18 protein-coding genes are annotated in these 19,058 nt (G+C 61.2%); 2 read left to right on the forward strand and 16 right to left on the reverse strand.

All coding sequences use genetic code 11. From position 1 onward, the window contains the following. Positions 1-72 precede the first annotated feature (72 nt). Positions 73-1,404 (forward strand): glutamate/aspartate:proton symporter GltP, encoded by a 1,332-nt coding sequence (gltP, locus tag J3D60_RS21815; protein ID WP_253492730.1) that lies wholly within the window; start codon positions 73-75, stop codon positions 1,402-1,404. Between the two features lie 98 nt (positions 1,405-1,502). After that, positions 1,503-2,732, forward strand: coding sequence for a nucleoside recognition domain-containing protein (locus J3D60_RS21820; RefSeq protein ID WP_027608018.1), 1,230 nt, complete (start codon positions 1,503-1,505; stop codon positions 2,730-2,732). 89 nt (positions 2,733-2,821) lie between these two features. Here the strand turns inward: J3D60_RS21820 and J3D60_RS21825 are convergent, their stop codons facing one another. From J3D60_RS21825 to J3D60_RS21900, 16 genes are all read right to left on the reverse strand, one after another. After that, positions 2,822-3,433: an ABC-type transport auxiliary lipoprotein family protein gene (locus J3D60_RS21825; protein WP_253492733.1), complete on the reverse strand. Its 612-nt coding sequence runs from the start codon at positions 3,431-3,433 to the stop codon at positions 2,822-2,824. Then, a complete protein-coding gene (locus J3D60_RS21830; protein ID WP_027608016.1) occupies positions 3,430-4,368 on the reverse strand; it encodes an MlaD family protein in 939 nt (312 codons plus the stop codon). Before J3D60_RS21830 ends, J3D60_RS21825 begins: the two co-directional genes overlap by 4 nt. Position 4,369: 1 nt before the next feature. Continuing rightward, positions 4,370-5,164, reverse strand: a complete 795-nt coding sequence (locus tag J3D60_RS21835; RefSeq protein WP_162844280.1) for an ABC transporter ATP-binding protein — start codon at positions 5,162-5,164, stop codon at positions 4,370-4,372. A 5-nt stretch (positions 5,165-5,169) separates the two neighbouring features. Beyond that, positions 5,170-6,318 (reverse strand): ABC transporter permease, encoded by a 1,149-nt coding sequence (locus J3D60_RS21840; protein WP_065937853.1) that lies wholly within the window; start codon positions 6,316-6,318, stop codon positions 5,170-5,172. 53 nt (positions 6,319-6,371) lie between these two features. Then, entirely contained in the window at positions 6,372-7,403 is a 1,032-nt protein-coding gene (locus tag J3D60_RS21845; protein ID WP_065937852.1) for a DUF5924 family protein, read from the reverse strand. A 72-nt stretch (positions 7,404-7,475) separates the two neighbouring features. Further along, positions 7,476-8,858 carry a pitrilysin family protein gene (locus J3D60_RS21850; protein WP_115488285.1) on the reverse strand — a complete coding sequence of 461 codons (1,383 nt, stop codon included), beginning with the start codon at positions 8,856-8,858 and terminating at the stop codon, positions 7,476-7,478. A 57-nt stretch (positions 8,859-8,915) separates the two neighbouring features. Beyond that, positions 8,916-10,574 carry a Na/Pi cotransporter family protein gene (locus J3D60_RS21855; RefSeq protein WP_092356058.1) on the reverse strand — a complete coding sequence of 553 codons (1,659 nt, stop codon included), beginning with the start codon at positions 10,572-10,574 and terminating at the stop codon, positions 8,916-8,918. 212 nt (positions 10,575-10,786) lie between these two features. Next, on the reverse strand, positions 10,787-11,554 hold the full coding sequence (locus J3D60_RS21860) for a TerC family protein (protein ID WP_027608010.1): 768 nt from the start codon (positions 11,552-11,554) through the stop codon (positions 10,787-10,789). A gap of 68 nt (positions 11,555-11,622) precedes the next feature. Further along, positions 11,623-12,930 (reverse strand): CitMHS family transporter, encoded by a 1,308-nt coding sequence (locus J3D60_RS21865; RefSeq protein WP_003170826.1) that lies wholly within the window; start codon positions 12,928-12,930, stop codon positions 11,623-11,625. A 313-nt stretch (positions 12,931-13,243) separates the two neighbouring features. Further along, positions 13,244-15,205: a DUF4105 domain-containing protein gene (locus tag J3D60_RS21870; protein WP_065937849.1), complete on the reverse strand. Its 1,962-nt coding sequence runs from the start codon at positions 15,203-15,205 to the stop codon at positions 13,244-13,246. Beyond that, on the reverse strand, positions 15,202-15,522 hold the full coding sequence (locus J3D60_RS21875) for a DUF2388 domain-containing protein (RefSeq protein WP_027608008.1): 321 nt from the start codon (positions 15,520-15,522) through the stop codon (positions 15,202-15,204). The genes J3D60_RS21870 and J3D60_RS21875 overlap by 4 nt, the downstream gene beginning before the upstream one ends. A 26-nt stretch (positions 15,523-15,548) precedes the next feature. Next, the gene (locus J3D60_RS21880; RefSeq protein ID WP_027608007.1) at positions 15,549-15,857 is read right to left on the reverse strand and encodes a DUF2388 domain-containing protein; all 309 of its coding nucleotides are present in this window, start codon (positions 15,855-15,857) and stop codon (positions 15,549-15,551) included. Positions 15,858-15,962: 105 nt separating this feature from the next. After that, a complete protein-coding gene (locus J3D60_RS21885; protein ID WP_027608006.1) occupies positions 15,963-16,283 on the reverse strand; it encodes a DUF2388 domain-containing protein in 321 nt (106 codons plus the stop codon). A gap of 136 nt (positions 16,284-16,419) precedes the next feature. Beyond that, the gene (locus J3D60_RS21890) at positions 16,420-16,605 is read right to left on the reverse strand and encodes a DUF1127 domain-containing protein (protein WP_027608005.1); all 186 of its coding nucleotides are present in this window, start codon (positions 16,603-16,605) and stop codon (positions 16,420-16,422) included. A 260-nt stretch (positions 16,606-16,865) separates the two neighbouring features. Continuing rightward, the gene (locus tag J3D60_RS21895) at positions 16,866-17,081 is read right to left on the reverse strand and encodes a DUF1127 domain-containing protein (protein WP_003187413.1); all 216 of its coding nucleotides are present in this window, start codon (positions 17,079-17,081) and stop codon (positions 16,866-16,868) included. A gap of 318 nt (positions 17,082-17,399) precedes the next feature. Beyond that, positions 17,400-18,893, reverse strand: a complete 1,494-nt coding sequence (locus J3D60_RS21900; protein ID WP_065937847.1) for an acetyl-CoA hydrolase/transferase family protein — start codon at positions 18,891-18,893, stop codon at positions 17,400-17,402. Between the last annotated feature and the right edge of the window lie 165 nt (positions 18,894-19,058).

A 19,058-nucleotide genomic window follows, 5' to 3' on the forward strand; every position in this document is an offset into this window, starting at 1 on the left:
ACACACTTTTTCGCTCTCGAGCGTTGCAGCTGGCGCATTTGCCTTAAGTTCACTTGAAGTAAGGGTAATGACATGAAGAAGGCAAAGCTAAGCCTCGCCTGGCAGATCCTCATCGGTTTGGTATTGGGGATCGCAATCGGCGCAGTGCTCAACCATTTCAGTGCTGAAAAGGCCTGGTGGATCAGCAATGTGTTGCAGCCAGCGGGCGATATCTTTATCCGCCTGATCAAGATGATCGTGATCCCGATTGTGATTTCCTCGTTGATCGTCGGCATTGCCGGTGTCGGTGACGCGAAAAAACTCGGGCGCATCGGCGTCAAAACCATCCTTTACTTCGAAGTGGTCACCACCATCGCCATCGTGGTCGGCCTGCTGCTGGCCAACCTGTTCCACCCGGGTGCAGGCATCGACATGAGTACCCTGGGTACCGTCGATATTTCCAAGTACCAGGCGACCGCCGCCGAGGTGCAGCATGAGCATGCGTTCATCCAGACCATCCTCAACCTGATCCCGTCTAACATCTTCGCCGCTGTAGCCCGTGGCGAGATGCTGCCGATCATCTTCTTCTCCGTGCTGTTCGGCCTGGGCCTGTCGAGCCTCAAGCCTGATCTGCGCGAGCCGCTGGTGACCATGTTCCAGGGCGTGTCCGAGAGCATGTTCAAAGTCACCCACATGATCATGAAGTACGCCCCCATCGGCGTATTCGCGCTGATCGCGGTGACGGTGGCGAACTTCGGCTTCGCTTCGTTGCTGCCATTGGCCAAGCTGGTGATCCTGGTTTACGTCGCCATCCTGTTCTTCGCCTTTGCAGTGCTGGGCCTGATCGCTCGCCTGTTCGGCTTCTCGATCCTCAAGCTGATCCGCATCTTCAAGGACGAGTTGGTGCTGGCCTACTCCACCGCCAGTTCCGAAACCGTGCTGCCGCGTGTGATCGAGAAAATGGAAGCCTACGGCGCGCCGAAGGCCATCTGCAGCTTCGTGGTACCGACCGGCTACTCGTTCAATCTCGACGGTTCGACCCTGTACCAGAGCATCGCGGCGATCTTTATCGCCCAGTTGTATGGCATCGACTTGTCGATCGGCCAGCAACTGATGCTGGTATTGACCCTGATGGTTACCTCCAAAGGCATCGCGGGTGTACCGGGCGTATCCTTCGTGGTGCTGCTGGCCACCCTGGGGAGCGTGGGCATCCCATTGGAAGGCCTGGCGTTCATCGCCGGTGTCGACCGCATCATGGACATGGCCCGCACCGCCCTGAACGTGATCGGCAACGCCCTGGCCGTGCTGGTCATCTCCCGTTGGGAAGGCATGTACGACGACGCCAAGGGCGAGCGCTACTGGAACTCCCTGCCGCACTGGCGCAGCAAGGAAGCGCTGCCGGCCGGCGAGATCACTCGCGGCTGATCGTACGATTGCGCTGACACAAGCCTCGGATAATTCCGGGGTTTGTCGTTTCTGCCAGCCCCGCTATCATTCGCCCCATCTTTCGGGGGATTCAACTGATGCTCAATGGCCTGTGGCTTGGCTTCTTTGTCGTGGCAATGGTGTCAGCACTGGCGCAATGGCTGGTGGGCGGTAACGCCGGGATTTTCGCGGCGATGGTCGAAAGCATTTTTGCCATGGCCAAATTGTCGGTGGAAGTGATGGTGCTGTTGTTCGGCACCCTGACGTTATGGCTGGGCTTCTTGCGCATCGCCGAAAAAGCCGGGATTGTCGAATGGCTGGCCAAGGCCCTGGGTCCGCTGTTTCTGCGCTTGATGCCGGAGGTGCCGGCCGGTCACCCGGCCATTGGCCTGATCACCCTCAACTTCGCCGCCAACGGCTTGGGCCTGGATAACGCAGCAACACCTATCGGCCTGAAGGCCATGAAGGCGCTGCAAGAGCTCAATCCCATCCCTAACACGGCGACTAACGCGCAGATCCTGTTCCTGGTGCTCAATGCATCCTCCCTGACCCTGTTGCCGGTGACGATCTTCATGTATCGCGCCCAGCAAGGTGCGCCCGATCCGACCCTGGTATTCCTGCCGATCCTGCTGGCCACCAGCGCTTCCACATTGGTGGGCCTGCTGTCGGTGGCGGTGATGCAGCGCCTGCGGCTGTGGGACCCGGTGGTGCTGGCCTACCTGGTTCCAGGCGCATTGGTACTGGGTGGGTTCATGGCCCTGCTGGCGACCCTCTCGGCCACCGCATTGGCCGGGTTGTCGTCAATCCTCGGCAACCTGACGTTGTTCGGCCTGATCATGCTGTTCCTGCTGATCGGCGCGCTGCGCAAGGTGAAGGTCTACGAAGCATTCGTCGAAGGCGCCAAGGAAGGCTTCGACGTCGCGAAGAACCTGCTGCCATACCTGGTGGCGATGCTCTGTGCAGTGGGCGTGTTGCGTGCCTCCGGCGCGCTGGACCTGGGCCTCGAAGGCATTCGCCATGTGGTGGCCTGGACGGGCATGGACACGCGCTTTGTCGACGCCTTGCCGACGGCGATGGTCAAGCCCTTCTCCGGCAGCGCGGCCCGGGCGATGTTGATCGAGACCATGCAGACCCAGGGGGTGGACAGCTTCCCGGCGTTGGTGGCGGCGACGATTCAGGGCAGCACGGAAACCACCTTTTATGTGTTGGCGGTGTACTTCGGTTCGGTGGGCATCCAGCGGGCGCGGCATGCCGTAGGGTGCGCGTTGCTGGCTGAGTTTGCTGGTGTGGTGGCGGCGATTGCGGTGTGCTACTGGTTCTTTGGCTGAGGCTTAAATAGCTATCGGGAGCAAGCCCCCTCCCACATTCTGAATGTGTTCACAGATCCACATGTGGGAGGGGGCCCCCGATGAGGCCCTCAGCGTTTCCCCGCACCATTGCCCTGCTGAACAACCCACTCCACCACCTGCCTGTTCAACTGATCTCCCGCCAACCCAAACCCGGCCACCACCGCCGGTACTTTGGTGTCAGTCACCGCCTGCTGCACTTCAAACCGCCGGCTGGCAATAATCCGCTGATCACTCCCACGCACCAGGCGTGCGTCGAGGCGGATCACCACCGCCACCGCACTGCCCCGGTACTCGCTCTGAAACGCCTGCAACTGCCCGCCCAACTCATAGTCGGCCTGCAGGTTGGTGTCGTCGGTGCTCAACAGCGTCACGCGTCCATCGCGCTGGAACCCGTCCATCAGGCGATTTCGCAGCAGCACCGGCACCGGGTCGCTCCAGCGTGAGTTCGCATAGCTGCTGATCAAATCGCCATTGGGCACCACGGCGATGCGTGGGCTGTCGAGGAACTCACTGGTCTGTGGCTTGGCCAGGCGCAGCGACCAATTGACTGGCGTGCCCTGGGTCGTGCCCTGGGCCGCAGGCAGTCGATAGACGTCCGATGGATCCGCCTTGGGCAGGATCGAACACGCACTGATCAGCGCCAAGGCCACAGGGGCGATCATTTGGTAAGCACGCTTCATGGCGTGAACTCCTTGTTCTTGTCACTGCCCAGCAGGTAACCGCTGGGGTTGGCTTCCAGGCGGCGGGAGATGGCGCGCAGTGAACCGAGGGTTTCGCGCAGTTCGCGCACGGCCGGCGCCAGTTCGTTGAGGCCCTGCATGCCGCTGTTCACCGAGTCCTTGTTGTTGGTCAGCAAGGTATTGATGGTGGCGGTGCTTTGTTCAAGGGATTTCATCGCCTGTTCGGCGCTGCCGAAGACCTGCTTGCCTTGATCACTGAGCAGGCCATTGGCGTTGCGCATCAGCGCCGTGGTTTGCTCCAGGGCGGCCCCGGCCTGCTTGCTTACCTGCATCAATTGCTGCATCACCACCTTGATATCCCCGCGCTGGTCGGCAATCGCGCCGGTGGTTTGTTCCAGATGGTCCAGGGTGTTGCTGAGGCGCTCGACATTCTGCGCGGAGAACATGTCGTTGGCGTTGTGCAGCAGCAGGTTGATGCTGGTCATCAGGTCGTTGCTGTTATTGAGTAGTCGCGCGATCGGCGATGGCGAGGCGATGATTTCCGGCAGGTTGCCGTCCTTGCCCTTGAGCTCCGGGCTTTGCGGCGTGCCGCCGCTGAGTTGGATGATCGAGGTGCCGGTGATGCCGGTCAGCGCGAGTTTGGCCTGGGTGTCTTCCTTGATCGGCGTCTGGCCGGCCAGGCGAATGCGCGCGAGTACGCGGCGCGGATCCTTGGGATCCAGGCGCAGGCTGATGACATCGCCCACCTTGATCCCGCTGTATTGCACCGAGCTGCCCTGGGACAGGCCGCTGACCGCTTCGTTGAAGATCACTTCGTAATCCTGGAAGGCGCTGTCGACGCTGGATTTGGCCAGCCACAGGCCAAACAGCATCGCGCCGACCACCACGATCACGCTGAACAGACCGATCATCACATGATGGGCTCGGGTTTCCATGTCATACCTCGTTGAGCGGTTGAGCGGCATCCAATGCCGCGCGGCCACGGGGGCCGTGGAAATATTCGTGAATCCAGGCGTCGTCCGTTTCCGAGACGATATCGATGGCATCGGCCACCAGCACCTTCTTCTGCGCCAGCACCGCCACACGGTCGGTGATGGTGTAGAGCGTGTCCAGGTCATGGGTGACCAGGAACACGCTCAGGCCCAGCGCATCACGCAGGGTCAGGATCAGTTGGTCGAATTGCGCCGCACCAATCGGGTCGAGGCCGGCGGTGGGTTCGTCGAGGAACAGGATGTCCGGGTCCAGTGCCAGGGCGCGTGCCAGGGCCGCGCGCTTGATCATGCCGCCGGACAGCGAGGCCGGGTATTTGTCGGCCGCCGACAGCGGCAGTCCGGCCAAGGCCAGCTTGACCGCAGCCAAGTGCTCGGCATCACGGCGGCTGAGCCCGGCATGTTCGATCAGCGGCAGCGCGACGTTCTCGGTCACCGTCAGCGAGGAGAACAGCGCGCCCTTCTGGAACAGTACGCCAAAGCGCCGTTCCACCAGCGAGCGTTCATGTTCCGGCAGGCTCGGCAGGTTCTTACCGAACACCCGCACTTCGCCTTCACTGGGCCGGCGCAGGCCGACGATGCTGCGCAGCAGCACCGACTTGCCGCTGCCGGATCCGCCGACCACCGCAAGGATTTCGCCTTTGTACAGATCCAGGTCGAGATGCTCGTGCACGCGTTGGCTGCCAAAGCGATTGCACAGGCCACGCACTTCAATCACCGCCTCGGTGGGCGCACGGTGCAGACGACTCACCAGCCCATCTCCATGAAGAACAACGCGGCCACCGCATCCAGCACGATCACCACAAAGATCGATTGCACCACGCTGGAGGTGGTGTGGGCGCCGACCGATTCGGCGCTGCCGCTGACCTTGAAGCCTTCCAGGCAGCCGATGGCGGCGATCAGGAAGGCGAAGAAAGGGGCTTTTACCATGCCCACCAGGAAGTGCTGCACGCCAATGTCCGATTGCAGCAGCGAAAGGAACATCGCCGGCGAGATGTCCAGGGCCACGGCGCACACCACGCCACCGCCGACGATCCCCGCCAGCATCGCCATGAACGTCAGCATCGGCAGTGCCACCAGCAACGCCAGCACGCGCGGCAATACCAGCAACTCCATCGGGTCCAGGCCCAGGGTGCGGATGGCGTCGATTTCTTCATTGGCCTTCATCGAGCCGATTTGCGCGGTAAAGGCGCTGGCGGTGCGACCGGCAATCAGGATGGCGGTGAGCAATACGCCGAATTCCCGTAGGAAAGAGAACGCCACCAGGTCCACGGTAAAGATCGTTGCGCCAAAGCTCTTGAGCACTGTAGCGCCGAGGAATGCCACGACGGCACCGACCAGAAAGGTCAGCAACGCGACGATGGGCGCGGCGTCGAGGCCGACCTGCTCAAGATGGGCGACCATCGGCGTCAGGCGCCAGCGCTTGGGCCGGAAAATGCCCCGGGCGAAGGTTTCGAGGATCAGGCCGATAAAGCCCAGCAGTTGCTTGCTGTCTTGCCAGACCTTGTCCACGGCCGCGCCGATACGCGCCAGCACCTGAATGCCAGTGGCTTCTTCCGGCGCTTTGTCCGGCACGCAAAAATCGTTGAGGGAGCGGTAGACGGTCTTGAGCAGCGCGCGGTCGGCGGCGGACAGGCTACAGTCGGTCTGCTCGGCGGTTTGCTCGATCCGGGCAGGCCCCAGCAGCTCCACCAGCAGCGAGGCGCCGGCGGTATCCAGGGCGCCGAGGCCATTGAGGTCGATGCGCGCGCCGGCGTCGTATTGGCCGTCGAGCTTGTCTGAAAGCTTCTTCAGGTTTGCGTAGTGGGCAAGCGTCCAATCCCCGGTAATCCGCAGTAACGGGGGAGCGGTGGACGTATCGAGGTGGGCTGTGCCGGCCGTGGTGCTACTGGTCATAAGCTCCGAGCTTGTTTGCTATCCACAATTCCTACGTAATAGCACGATCCTGCCTACTTTGGGTTGTCCGTTTGTGCTGCGTCAGTCACTTTGAAGCGCAGCACACCGATGACCTGCCCGTCTTCGGTCAGCACCCTCACCTGCCAGCGGCCGACCGCATCGGGCGGGAAGTTCTGCTTGTGGGTCCAGGCGCGATAGCCTTCCTTGCGCCCGCCGTGGATATCCAACGCGATGCGGTCCACCTCTTTGCCGTTGAGTTTCCACACGTGGTAGATCCGCTCATCCAGCCCGCGCGGCGCGTTGATTGCGGTGTAGGCATAGAGCCCGCCGCTGCGCAGTTGGGCGGCGCTGACTTCCTTGAGGTCGTCACCCGGCGTGCGGTCTTGCAGTTGGGTACTGATCGCCACTTCTGTCATCCACAACGTGGCCGGCGGCACCCAACTGCGCAGGAACCAGCCCGCGCAGCCAATGATGGCCGTTACCCCCAGCAGCATCGCCCAGCCCTTGAGGCTGCGCAGCGGCAGGCTCACCGCCAGGCTTGGAATCGACAAGGCCATGGCGACGCCGAGGGCGAGCTTGTAACTTTCGGCGGTGGTCAGGTGCAGGATGATCGGCAGCGCAGTGAGCAGCGCGGCGAACAGGGTCAGGGTGTGCAACGCGAGGAACAACGAACGCTTGGGCGCCAGCCATTTGTAGTACAGCGGGTCGATGATCGACACCAGCGCGGCCGCGCCGAGCAGGCCGGTGAACACCGATTGGCCGCTGTTCCAGGCGGTGGTGACGAAAAAGAACGGCAGCACGAAGAACAGACTTTCCTGGTGGATCATCTGGGTCGCGTAGCGCAGCAGGGGTTCGGGTATTTCGCGCTTGAAGACTTTGGTGAACAGCTGGGTAAAGCTGTTTTCCAGCATCAGCCACAGCCAGCTCACCAGCATGATCACCGCGATCCAACTGGCCATGCCCTGCTGGCGATCTACCAGGATGAAGCTGCATACACCCGAGATAAAACCGCCGAGTGCAATCACCCCTGGGTAGCGCTTCATCAGTTCGAGGACGCGGGTGATTAAGCGGGTCAGGTTTTGCATTCGGCGGTTCGCAGTCTTTGTAGGAAAAAATCCCAGACAGAATAACGTCTTAGGCCAGGGTTCGGTGCCTCATTACGCGATCCGTTTGCGATAACGGCGCACGCCGATCAACGCAATGGCGATCAGCCCGAGGACGCCGGCGCCGATCCAGTTGAGCATGTCGTAGCTCAGCAGTGGTTTCTCGATGCGCCAGTAACCCGGTTGCTTGAGCAACTCGCGCATGGCCTGGCTGGTCTGCTCCAGGCTCACGGCCTTGATGCGTTTGACCGGGTCGCTGAAGTGGCCGTTGTCGTAATCGCCCGAGGCGCTCCAATAATAGTCGGCCAGCGCGCTGTTGCCCTGCACGGCCCAGGCCTGGCGGGCGATGGCGGCCTGTTTGAGGCGCGCGAATACCGTTGGGTCCAGGCCGTCCTTGAGCAGTTGCGCCTTGAGGTCTTGCAGCACCTGCTCGGCTTCGGGGAGGTTGTCCCGCTCGAGGTCGGCATTCAGGCTGAGGAAGCCAACGCCACCCAACACCTCGCGCTCGCTCCAGGGGCCGTAGGACAACCCATGCTTGAGGCGCAGTTGGCGGTACAGCGCCCAGTCCAGGTAATCCTTGAGCAGGTCGTAGGTTTCATCATGCTGGTCGTCCAGCACCGGCTCGGGGAACAGCCAGTGCAGTTTGGCACTGTCACCCACCCAGCCGTGGATCAGGTCGCGGTGGCTGGCGGCGGCGTGCTGGATCTGCGGCAGCGCCGGGTGCTCGCTGGGTTCGATCGGGTCGAGTTGACCGTAGGTGCGCTCCAGGTAGGCCGGCAGCAGTTTGTCGAGGTCGCCGACGATGATCAGGGTCATGTTGTTGGGGGCGTACCAATTTTTGCGCAGCGTCTCCAGTTGGTCGCGGGTCAGGTGATCGACCTCGGCACGCTCGGCGCATTTGAGCCCCAGCTCGATGGCCAGTTGATTGCTGGCGGTGTGACCCAGGTCCTGGCGGTCGAGCAGGCGTTGCAGGTGGGAGTAATGACCGCCGTCTTCGCGCTCGACTACCTGTTTGGCCGCGTTGATATTGGCGTCGGTCAACTGGGTGCGGGTGATGATCGCCAGCAGCAGGTCGAGCACCTTGCGCTGGTTTTGCGCGGGTGCCTCGATCACAAAGGTCGTATCGGCGTTGCTGGTGTAGGCGTTCCACTCGCCACCCAGGGCTTGCATGCGGTCTTCCAGCTCGCCTTCGCCGCCGCCGTCGATACCGCTGAACAGCAAGTGCTCAAGGAGGTGCGGCAGTTCCTTGTCTTCGCAACTGAAGTCGTCCAGGCCGACGCCGACCACCAGGCGAATCGCCACATGGCCGCGCTCGGTGCCCGGTTTAAGCAGCAATTGCAGGCCGTTGGGCAAGGTGTAGCCCTCAACCTGCAAGCGGTCAAAGGCAAAGACGTGGGCAGAACCCATGAGCAGGCAAGCGAACAACAGGCGACGCATAACAAGCTTCCTGGCGAGTGAGGTCAGCTTTAACTGACTTCACGGGCCATCGTACGTTCAGGGTGAATGTGTGATGTCGGCAATATCTTCGGCGGAGAGTGCGCCGGTGTCGGACGTTTCCAAGACTACATAAGCACTGCTGCAAAACAACGAGTTCAAGCGTTTCATGTCGGCAATCAGCTCCAGGTGCAGGGAACTGGTCTCCAGGCTCTGCACGATCTTGCGTTGCAGGCGACTGACGTGGGCGTGGGCCAGGCGGCGTTCCTGGGCGCGAAAGCGGCGTTTTTCGCGCAGCAGTTGGCGCGCGCTTTCCGGGTCGGCACTGAGGAACACCGACAAGCCCAGGCGCAGGTTGGCGATCAATTGGCTGTGCAGGCCTGTGAGTTCTTCCAGGCCCACTTCGGAAAACTGGCGGCGTTGGGAGGTTTTCTGCTGCTGGACTTTACGCAGCATGCGTTCGATCAGGTCGCCGGCCAGTTTCAGGTTGATCGACAGCTCGATGATTTCGGCCCAGCGCCGACTGTCTTGCTCGCTGAGGTCTTCGCGGGGCATTTGCGCCAGGTAGAGTTTGATCGCGCTGTAGAGTGCCTCGACGTCGTCGCTGAGGCTGCGTATTTCCTGGGTAATGGCTGTCTGTTTGCCGCGCAGCACTTCCTGCATGGCGGTGAGCATGTTGTCGATCAGATCACCCAGGCGCAGGGTTTCGCGCGCGGCGTTGGCCAGGGCCAGGCTCGGTGTGGTCAGGGCCGTGGGGTCCAGGTGGCGCGGTTGAGCCTTGCCGTTGACCTCGTCCCGCTCCGGCAGCAACCAGGCGCACAGCCTGGCCATGGGGCCGATGGTGGGCAGCAGGATCAGGCAACGGCTCACGTTGTAGAGCAGGTGGAAGGTGATGACCATGCCTTGGGCGCTGTAGTCCAGCCCGTCCATCCACAGCACCAGCGGGTCGAGGACCGGAATAATCAGCAGCAGGCCGATCAGTTTGTACAGCAGGCTGCCCAAGGCGACCTGGCGACCGGCGGCGTTCTGCATGCTGGTGCTGAGAAAGGCCAGCACGCCGCTGCCGATGTTGGCGCCGATCACCAGACCGATGGCCACGTGCAAGCCGATCACCCCGGCGCCGGCCAGGGTGGCGGTCAGCAGGACAGCGGCGAGGCTGGAGTAGGAAATCATCGCGAACAGGGCGCCGACCAGGGCATCGAGCAAAATATCGCCGGTCAGCGAGGCGAACAGCACTTTCACGCCCTGGGCGTGGGTAATCGGCCCGGCGGCTTCGACGATCAATTGCAGCGCGAGGATGATCAGGCCGAGGCCGATCCCGACCCGGCCCAACTGCCCGGCCCGCGTCTGTTTGCGCGACAGGAAGAAAATCACCCCGAGAAAGATCAGCAGCGGCGACAGCCAGGACAGGTCGAAGGTCAGCACCCGCGCCATCAGCGCGGTGCCGACGTCGGCGCCGAGCATGGTCGCCAGGGCGGGCACCAGCCCCATCAGGCCCTGGCCGACAAAGGAGGTCACCAGCATCGCCGTGGCGTTGCTGCTCTGCACCATGGCGGTCACCAGGATGCCGGCGACAAATGCCAGCCAGCGCTTGGACATGTTCTGCCCGATGACTTGACGCAGGTTGGAACCGTAGACCCGCAGGATGCCGGTACGGACGATGTGCGTGCCCCAGATAAGCAGGGTCACGGCGGAAAGCAGATTGAGCAAGGTCAGCATGCTCGGCCCCCCGTGTGGGTGCGCTCCAAGAGGAGCGAAGGAAAGTTGCCGCGTGCCGTTCTACGTCTTGTAGTTAAGCTGTAGTTGGCGAATGGGCTCGGCGCCAGCATCGCATAGCTAAAGTGGGGATTGAAACAAAACTGTCATGAAATCAGCTTTTTATGCATGAAAAAAAGGGGCTTATAAAAGCCCCTTTTTTGTCTGGCTCGGGTTTATTGACCCGGAATGTCCTTGCGCAGTTTCACAGGGTCCTGCTGTTTCTTCTTTTTCGCGATGGCGGTGCGCATCTTGATGTTCACCGCTTCCACCGCCAGCGAGAACGCCATGGCGAAGTAGACGTAGCCTTTTGGCACGTGCACGTCGAAGGATTCGGCGATCAGTACGGTACCCACCACCAGCAGGAACGACAGTGCCAGCATTTTCAGCGACGGGTGCTTGTCGATGAAGTCGCTGATGGTGCCGGCGGCCAGCATCATCACCAATACGGCAACAATGATCGCGGCAACCATGACCGGCACATGGGAGACCATGCCCACGGCGGTGATCACCGAGTCCAGGGAGAACACGATGTCGATGATCGCGATCTGGATGATGGTGTAGATGAACTTGCCACCGGCGCCCTTGGGTTCGTCGTGGGTTTCGTCTTCACCTTCCAGGGCGTGGTACATCTCCTGGGAGCTTTTCCACAGCAGGAACAGGCCACCGAAGAACAGGATCAGGTCGCGGCCGGAAATGCCTTGGCCGAAGACCACGAACAGGTCGTCGGTCAGGCGCATGACCCAGGTGATCGACAGCAGCAACAGGATTCGCGTGACCATGGCCAATGCCAGGCCGAAGATCCGGGTGCGTGCCTGCATATGCTTGGGCATGCGGCTGACCAGGATCGAAATCATGATGATGTTATCGATGCCCAGGACGATCTCGAGGGCCGTCAGGGTGAAGAAGGCAATCCAGATTTCCGGATTGGTCAGCCATTCCATGTGTATTCCTTTGAGCAAGTGTTAAACCGCGCAAGCTGCAGCGCCGCGCGGTGAGTGAGTCGGTACGATTATAGAGTGCTGAACAGCGGAAAAATCCCCATCAGCAATGCGGCGAACATTATGCACAGGCATACCAGTACTGCCCACTTCAAGGTGAAGCGTTGGTGATCGCCAAATTCGATACCGGCCAGGGCCACCAACAGGTAGGTCGACGGTACCAGCGGGCTGAGCAAGTGCACGGGCTGGCCAACGATCGAGGCGCGAGCCATTTCCACCGCGGTGATGCCGTAGTGGCTGGCGGCTTCGGCGAGTACTGGCAGTACGCCGTAGTAGAACGCATCGTTGGACATGAAGAAGGTGAACGGCATGCTCACCAGTGCGGTGATCACCGCCAGGTAAGGGCCCATGGCTTCCGGAATGACGGCCAGCAGGCTCTTGGACATGGCATCGACCATGCCGGTGCCCGACAGGATGCCGGTGAAGATCCCTGCGGCGAAGATCAACCCTACCACCGCCAATACGCTGCCGGCGTGGGCGGCGACGCGGTCTTTCTGCTGTTGCAGGCACGGGTAGTTGACGATCATCGCGATACTGAATGCCACCATGAACAGCACCGGCAGCGGCAACAGGCCGGCGATCAGGGTGCACATCAGGGCCAGGGTCAGGGCACCGTTGAACCAGATCAGCTTCGGACGGCGGGCGTCCGGGTATTGCGACACGCTGATCTCGCTGTGGTCGATCTCGTCGCCTTGCAGGTGCAGTTCACCCAGGCGCGCCCGTTCGCGCTTGCCGTACATGTAGGCAATCACCAGGATCGCCACCACACCGGCGGCCATCGCCGGGATCATCGGGACGAAAATATCCGAGGGGTCCACGTGCAGCGCACTGGCGGCGCGGGCGGTCGGGCCGCCCCAGGGGGTCATGTTCATCACGCCACCGGCGAGGATGATCAGGCCGGCCATGATCCGCGGGCTCATGCCGATGCGCTGGTACAGCGGCAGCATGGCGGCCACGCAGATCATGTAGGTGGTGGCGCCGTCACCGTCGAGGGACACCACCAGGGCCAGCACGGCGGTGCCGACCGACACCTTCAGCGGGTCGCCCTTGACCATCTTGAGGATCTTGCGCACGGCCGGGTCGAACAGGCCGGAGTCGATCATCAGGGCAAAATAGAGGATGGCGAACATCAGCATCACGCCGGTGGGCGCGAGCTTGGTAATGCCTTCGAGCATCATCGGGCCGATCTTCGGTGCGAAACCGCCGAACAGCGCGAACAGGATAGGCACGATGATCAGGGCGATCAGCGCGGACAGGCGCTTGGTCATGATCAGGAACATGAACGTGATGACCATGGCAAAGCCAAGGAAAGTCAGCATAGGAATACTCCAGGCGTAGCGCGGCTAGGGAATGGCAAACCGGGGTGGGGTCAGCGCAGAACGAAAGGCACTAGGCGTACGGGTGGAGTTGGGGCGAACAGGCGGGTACGGACGGACATCGGGAATCACCATTGTTGTTGTGTACAGCCGGTCTGTTGCCGGCAGTTGGGGGCGATCCTAGACGCGTTAGCTTTCAGCCAGCTTTCGTTGGCAAAACAGTTGGTGGTGGGAAGATGTACGGTCTTCAGGTGTACACATTGCAAATGTGGGAGGGGGCTCGCTCCCACATTGGAATGTGTTTATCCCGTGTACTTCAGGGCAGCTCGAGACCGCCCGCTGCTTTGTGCAGTTTGCGCAGATGTTCACCCACCTGCTTTAGGTTGGCTTCACACGCGGCAATTTCGGCCGCGCGGGACGGATCCAGCAGCGCCCTCACCTCTTTATCCAGCTCGCCGGTGAGCGATTGCAGCTGCTTCTGGCGCTCGGCGCTTTCCGATTCCAGGCGCTTGGCTTCCGACGGTTGCGGCAGGCCATAGCCACCGCTGCCCAGCAGTTCTGCCGGACGGCTGAGGAAGCCACTGTTGGCGAGGATCTGCTGCAGTGTGGCGTTAGCTTTCTCCATGCCGCCGTTTTTCAGCTCGCGTGCACCGAGGTAGCGTTGCTTGACTTCGTCCTGGGCCAGCATCAGCTGTTTGCGAAAGCTCGCCTGTTCCAGCAGCAGCAGTGCGGCGCTGGTGCGCAGGTCGGCCTGGTCAAACCACTGGCGGCGCTCTTCGGCGCTGAGGGACAGCCAGTCTTCAACCTGGGTCTGTTTGATCGGCAGGTGTTTGCGCAGCACGTCGAACATGGCCTGGTAGCGTTCGCGGAAGGAGTCGAAGTGATACCCCAGGCGCATGGCCTCGCGTTTGTCGTTGAGTACGCTGGTATCCGCCAGGCCGCGGGCTTGCAGCACTTCCAGCAGGCCATTCGGCGTGATGTTGTCCAGGCCAGTCAGCTGCGGGTTGGCGCTGCCGCTGCGCAGCAGTTTCAGGCTTTCGACCGCGCAATTGTTGGACAGGAAGTAATAGTTGCCGTCATAGCTCCAATGCATTTCAGCGGCGTGCTCGACGGTGTCGTTGATCTCCTGGCGCGACAGTTTCAGCGGCACGGACGCCAGGCCGCGCAGTTCGGTCTTGGTGTATTCGTCAATCACTTGGGCCAGCGGCAACACGAACAGCCGTGACGGGTACTTGCCCACCAGGCCGTCCCAGCTGGACAGCTGTACATCGCCGACGAAGGCGCGATAGGAAAGCACCAGGTGCTGGTCCAGGTCGAGCCGGCAGTCCGGCCCACGGGGGCGGCCCGGCGCGCAGATCACCAGGCGCAACATACTGTGGCCCCAGCGGCTGACCAGGTTCTGGTTGGCTTCGGCCAGCAGGTAGTCGATTTCGTAGACCCGCTCGGGGTCGACGTGGCCCAGGGGTGTCTTGGCGAAATCGTTGCCGGCGTTGAGGAACGCGTAGGTCTTGGCGCAGGTGTCTTGTTCCGGAGGGGCCCAGCCGAAGTGTTCCTTGTAATAGCGGAACAGCGCGGGGCGCCGGCAGGCATAGCTTGGGTCGAGGAGGAAGTACTCCATATTGACGGCTACGAATTCCAGCGGGCTGGTGGTTTCGTAGATATCCGGGCTGCGCGCGACCTGACGGTTGTGTTGTTCGCGCTCACCGCGACGGCCGACATATTGCGGCCAACCCGCCAGGTCCAGCAGGCGCGGGTCATCGCTGAGGGTGAAGCGCCGGTCATTCTGGCCACGGCATTGATCGGGCAGGCCGATCAGGCCGGTGATGTTGTTCTGGCGGCTGCAACGCTGGATCAGCGCGCGTTCGTCCTTGGGCCACAGGCGCGCACGGTCATAGATGTGGGTCAGTTCATGCAGCACGGTCGCGAGCATTTCCCGTCGCACGGTGCCGTGGGGGCGATTGGTTTTCTGCGTGGCGGCGCTGCCGTCGGTCAGGCTGTCGAGCAGGTTGCGGTTGAGGTCCAGCTCGGCCACCAACGAAGCCTGGCCATAGGCATTTTCGGGCATCTTGTCGGTCCAGCCGACATCGATGCGCCGGTCCAACTGCTCGACGAAGCGCGGTGGCAGCGAGCGCATCGCCTCATCGAGCAATGCCTGGCTGGCCTGCTGTTCGGCCGGGCTCAAGCCATCTGTCTTGAGCCGCAGTTGCAGGCTGGCCTGGGCTGTACTGGCACACAGCAGCACAGTCCCGGCCAGGAGCCAGGCGACAAGGCGCCTCACAGAGCGAGGATAGCTTCGGCGAGGGTCTGATCGCTGGCATCGCGCGCTTCCGGCAGGCGGGTGCGCAGGGTGTCGAAGGCGGCTTCCAACTGTGCGCCGCGGATCTCGCCGTTGGTGGCGACGAAACTGGCCGCGTCATCGTGGGCTTCGCGCACGACTTTGGAGTCGCGGATGGAGGTGGTGGTGTCCGAAGTGAAATCAATGGTGCGGCCAGAGGCGCGAACAATGATGTTACTGGTGGCCACCAGGGTATGTGCCTGGGCAACGTCGGCCAACAACAGCAGGCCAAGGGTGGCGGCGATCAGCGGGCTACGCATGGAATGACTCCGAAATACAAAGATGATTATTGGACGAGAATTGCCTGCGCCAGTTCAAGGTCGCTGGCGTTAAGTTTTGGTTGGGTACGGCGCAGGTAATCCAGCGCGGATTCGAGCCGTGCGCCCCGCCATTGGCCGTCAGTGGCGATAAACGCAGCGGCATCATCCTGGGCCGCCACGACTACTTTCCGGTCGAAAGGCGCGGAGGTCACCTTGCTGGTGGCGTACGCACTCGCGACGGTACCTTGGATGGTCAGGTCGAAGGCCGAAGCCAATGGCGACCAACTGGCACACAAACACACAGGCACAATTAGCAGGCGGTATGAAAAAGCCATGGGACTCGACAACTGAAAACGAGCGCCAAGGCTAGCGTAATGCCCGGGCGAGAGCCAGTGCGGCGGCATCGGGGAGCGACGGGCGCTCCCTTTGTGTCAACTCATTCAAATAGCCAGGATGGCTTGGGCCAGCTGTGCGTCAGTCGCGGTGTTCAGTTGCGGCGCCTGTTGGCGGATCTGGGCCAGGGCGCTTTCCAGCTTCACACCACGAATGGCGCCTTCGCTTGCGACGAAGCTGGCTGCGTCGTCACGGGCGGCGCGCACGACCTTGTTATCCCGCAGTGACGAAGTGGCATCGGAGGTGGCGTCGGAAGTAGCCTTCAGTGCGCCGACGATGGAGTCGGTGGTCACGATGAAGCTGGATGCGCTGGCGTTGGTGGCCAGGGCCAGCAGGGCAGCAGCACTCAGCAGGCGAATACGGGACATGGGGTGACTCCTGTAGGTGAACGAATAAGGTGGCGCAGGGCGGCCATTGGGAATCAGACGCCTGTCCTAAACGGTTCGCCACGTTGTGCATGGATATTAAGCCGCTGTTTATCCGTTCGGAAAGCTTCTTGACTGCCTAGTCTCGCCAGAACGGCTTGGACAACTCGGCCATTCGGTCTCCCGGGCTGATGCCGACATCGGAGAGTTCTCGAAGATCGAGCTGCGCCAGTTGGCGGCGTTCGTAGGCGTGGCGGAGCCACTTGGCCAGCGTGGAAGCTGTCCTGTGTAACAGCCGTTTATAGAGAGAGGGTTGGGTGTCCATGGTGAGCGCCTTTCGTGAGGTCCTGGAACGCCATGGTGGGCGAGTGGCTCTGACCGTTACAGATACACCAATGTTTAATTGTACTGCTTAACTGTTATATTTTTTTAACTGTACTGGTTTGGATGAATGGCTTCTGTTTGGACGGAAAGAAGGCTCTCCCGGAAAACAACAAAGCCCGCCTCCGGTCTCCCGGGGCGGGCTTTGTTTTGACAAATCAGTGCTGGCAGTGGACCCGGTAGGTCAGGGCCAGCGGGCGTCAATTAACGCCAGAACGGCTTGCTCAGCTCTTCATAGCGTTGAGCTTCGCTGATACCGGCATCAGCCAGCAGACGCGAATCCAGACGAGCCAGTTGATGGCGGCTGGAGATGCGGCGCTGCCACAACATCAGGTTGGCGAGAACGCGCAAAGGCAGGGAAGCCTGGGTGTTTACAGCTTTTTCTTCGAAGAACAGTTCGGAACTGAGTGTACGTTCCATGATGACATCCTTCCGCTTGTGGCGGGATTAGGTAGTGGTTTAACTGATGCCAATGATCCTCCTCCGGCGCAAGACTCTCTAGATACAGTTCACCTGTATTGTGAGGGGCCAGTTAACTGTTTATAGGTGCTGTACTGTACGGAAATGGGGCAACTGTACCTGTCTGCACTGAAACAGTGCGAAATAAGCATTTTGTGAGGTGAGTGTGGGAATTTTCGGTAGGAAATGACCGGTACAGCAGTACAGTTTTTTCAAGAAGCGAGGGGTGTGGCATCGAGCTGACGAAACTGTGTTTGCGTCAGCTCGAATCTGTATCAATCAAGCCTTGAGCATATGCCCGGTTTCTTCCAGGTTAATGTGCCAACTCAGTGCTTCGCGCAGGATGTGTGGGGTGTGGCCACCGATGGCGCAGGCTGTGTTGAAGTAAGTGTTCAGCGCATCGCGGTATGCCGGATGCACACAGTTGTCGATGATCACCCGGGCCCGCTCCCGTGGCGCCAGGCCCCGCAGGTCCGCGAGGCCTACTTCGGTGACCAGGATGTCGACGTCGTGCTCGGTGTGGTCCACATGGCTGACCATCGGCACCACGCTGGAAATCGCGCCGCCCTTGGCAATCGACTTGGTGACGAAGATCGCCAGGTGCGCGTTGCGCGCAAAGTCGCCGGAACCGCCGATGCCGTTCATCATCCGCGTGCCGCAGATGTGGGTGGAGTTGACGTTGCCGTAGATGTCGAACTCCAGCGCCGTGTTGATGCCGATAATGCCCAGGCGCCGCACTACTTCAGGGTGATTGGAAATTTCCTGCGGGCGCAGCACCAGCTTGTCTTTGTAGTGCTCCAGGTTGCCGAACACGTCGGCATTGCGCCGCTCCGACAAGGTGATCGAGCTGCCTGAGGCAAAGCTCAGTTTGCCGGCGTCGATCAGGTCGAACGTCGAGTCCTGCAACACTTCCGAATACATGGTCAGGTCTTCGAACGGCGAATCGATCAGGCCGCACATCACTGCGTTGGCAATGTTGCCGATCCCGGCCTGCAGCGGACCAAGCTTGTTGGTCATGCGCCCGGCGTCCACTTCCTGCTTGAGGAAGTTGATCAGGTGGTTGGCAATGCCCTGGGTGTCGCTGTCGGGTGGTGTCACGGTGGAGGCTGAGTCGGCCTGATTGGTGATCACGATGGCGACGATCTTCTCCGGCGGGATCGGGATCGCGGTGCTGCCGATGCGGTCGTCGACCTTTACCAGCGGGATCGGCGTACGGGTTGGCCGGTAGGTCGGGATATAGATGTCGTGCAGCCCTTCCAGATTCGGGTTGTGTGCCAGGTTGATCTCGACGATCACTTGCTTGGCGAAAATCGCGAAGCTGGCGGAGTTACCCACAGACGTGGTGGGCACGATATGGCCTTGTTCGGTGATCGCAACGGCCTCGATGACGGCTATGTCCGGCAGCTTGAGCTGGTTGTTGCGCAGTTGCTCGACGGTTTCCGACAGGTGCTGATCGATAAACATCACTTCGCCGGCGTTGATCGCCTTGCGCAACGTGCTATCGACCTGGAACGGCATGCGGCGGGACAGCACGCCGGCTTCGGTCAACTGCTTATCCAGGTCGTTACCCAGGCTGGCGCCGGTCATCAGGGTGATTTTCAGCGGGGACGTCTTGGCGCGTTCGGCCAGGGCGTGGGGCACGGCCTTGGCTTCACCGGCACGGGTGAAGCCGCTCATGCCGACGGTCATGCCGTCCTCGATCAGTGCGGCGGCGTCTGCCGCGCTCATGACCTTGTTCAACAACGAAGGCAAGCGGATACGATCACGGTACATGAATTGTTATCTCAGGCTACGGAAGCAAGGTGGGCAGTGTAGTGATTTCAAAAAAATTCGGCCCGCTACCATGGTCGAATGCGGGGCAGCGATTTAGAGCCTTTGGTCGGGTTTCATGGGGTAATAAAAAACCCCAGCCTACTGGAGGCCAGGGTTTCGGGTATT

Source organism: Pseudomonas sp. S3E17, assembly GCF_024168685.1.
Classification (GTDB): Bacteria; Pseudomonadota; Gammaproteobacteria; order Pseudomonadales; family Pseudomonadaceae; genus Aquipseudomonas; species Aquipseudomonas marginalis.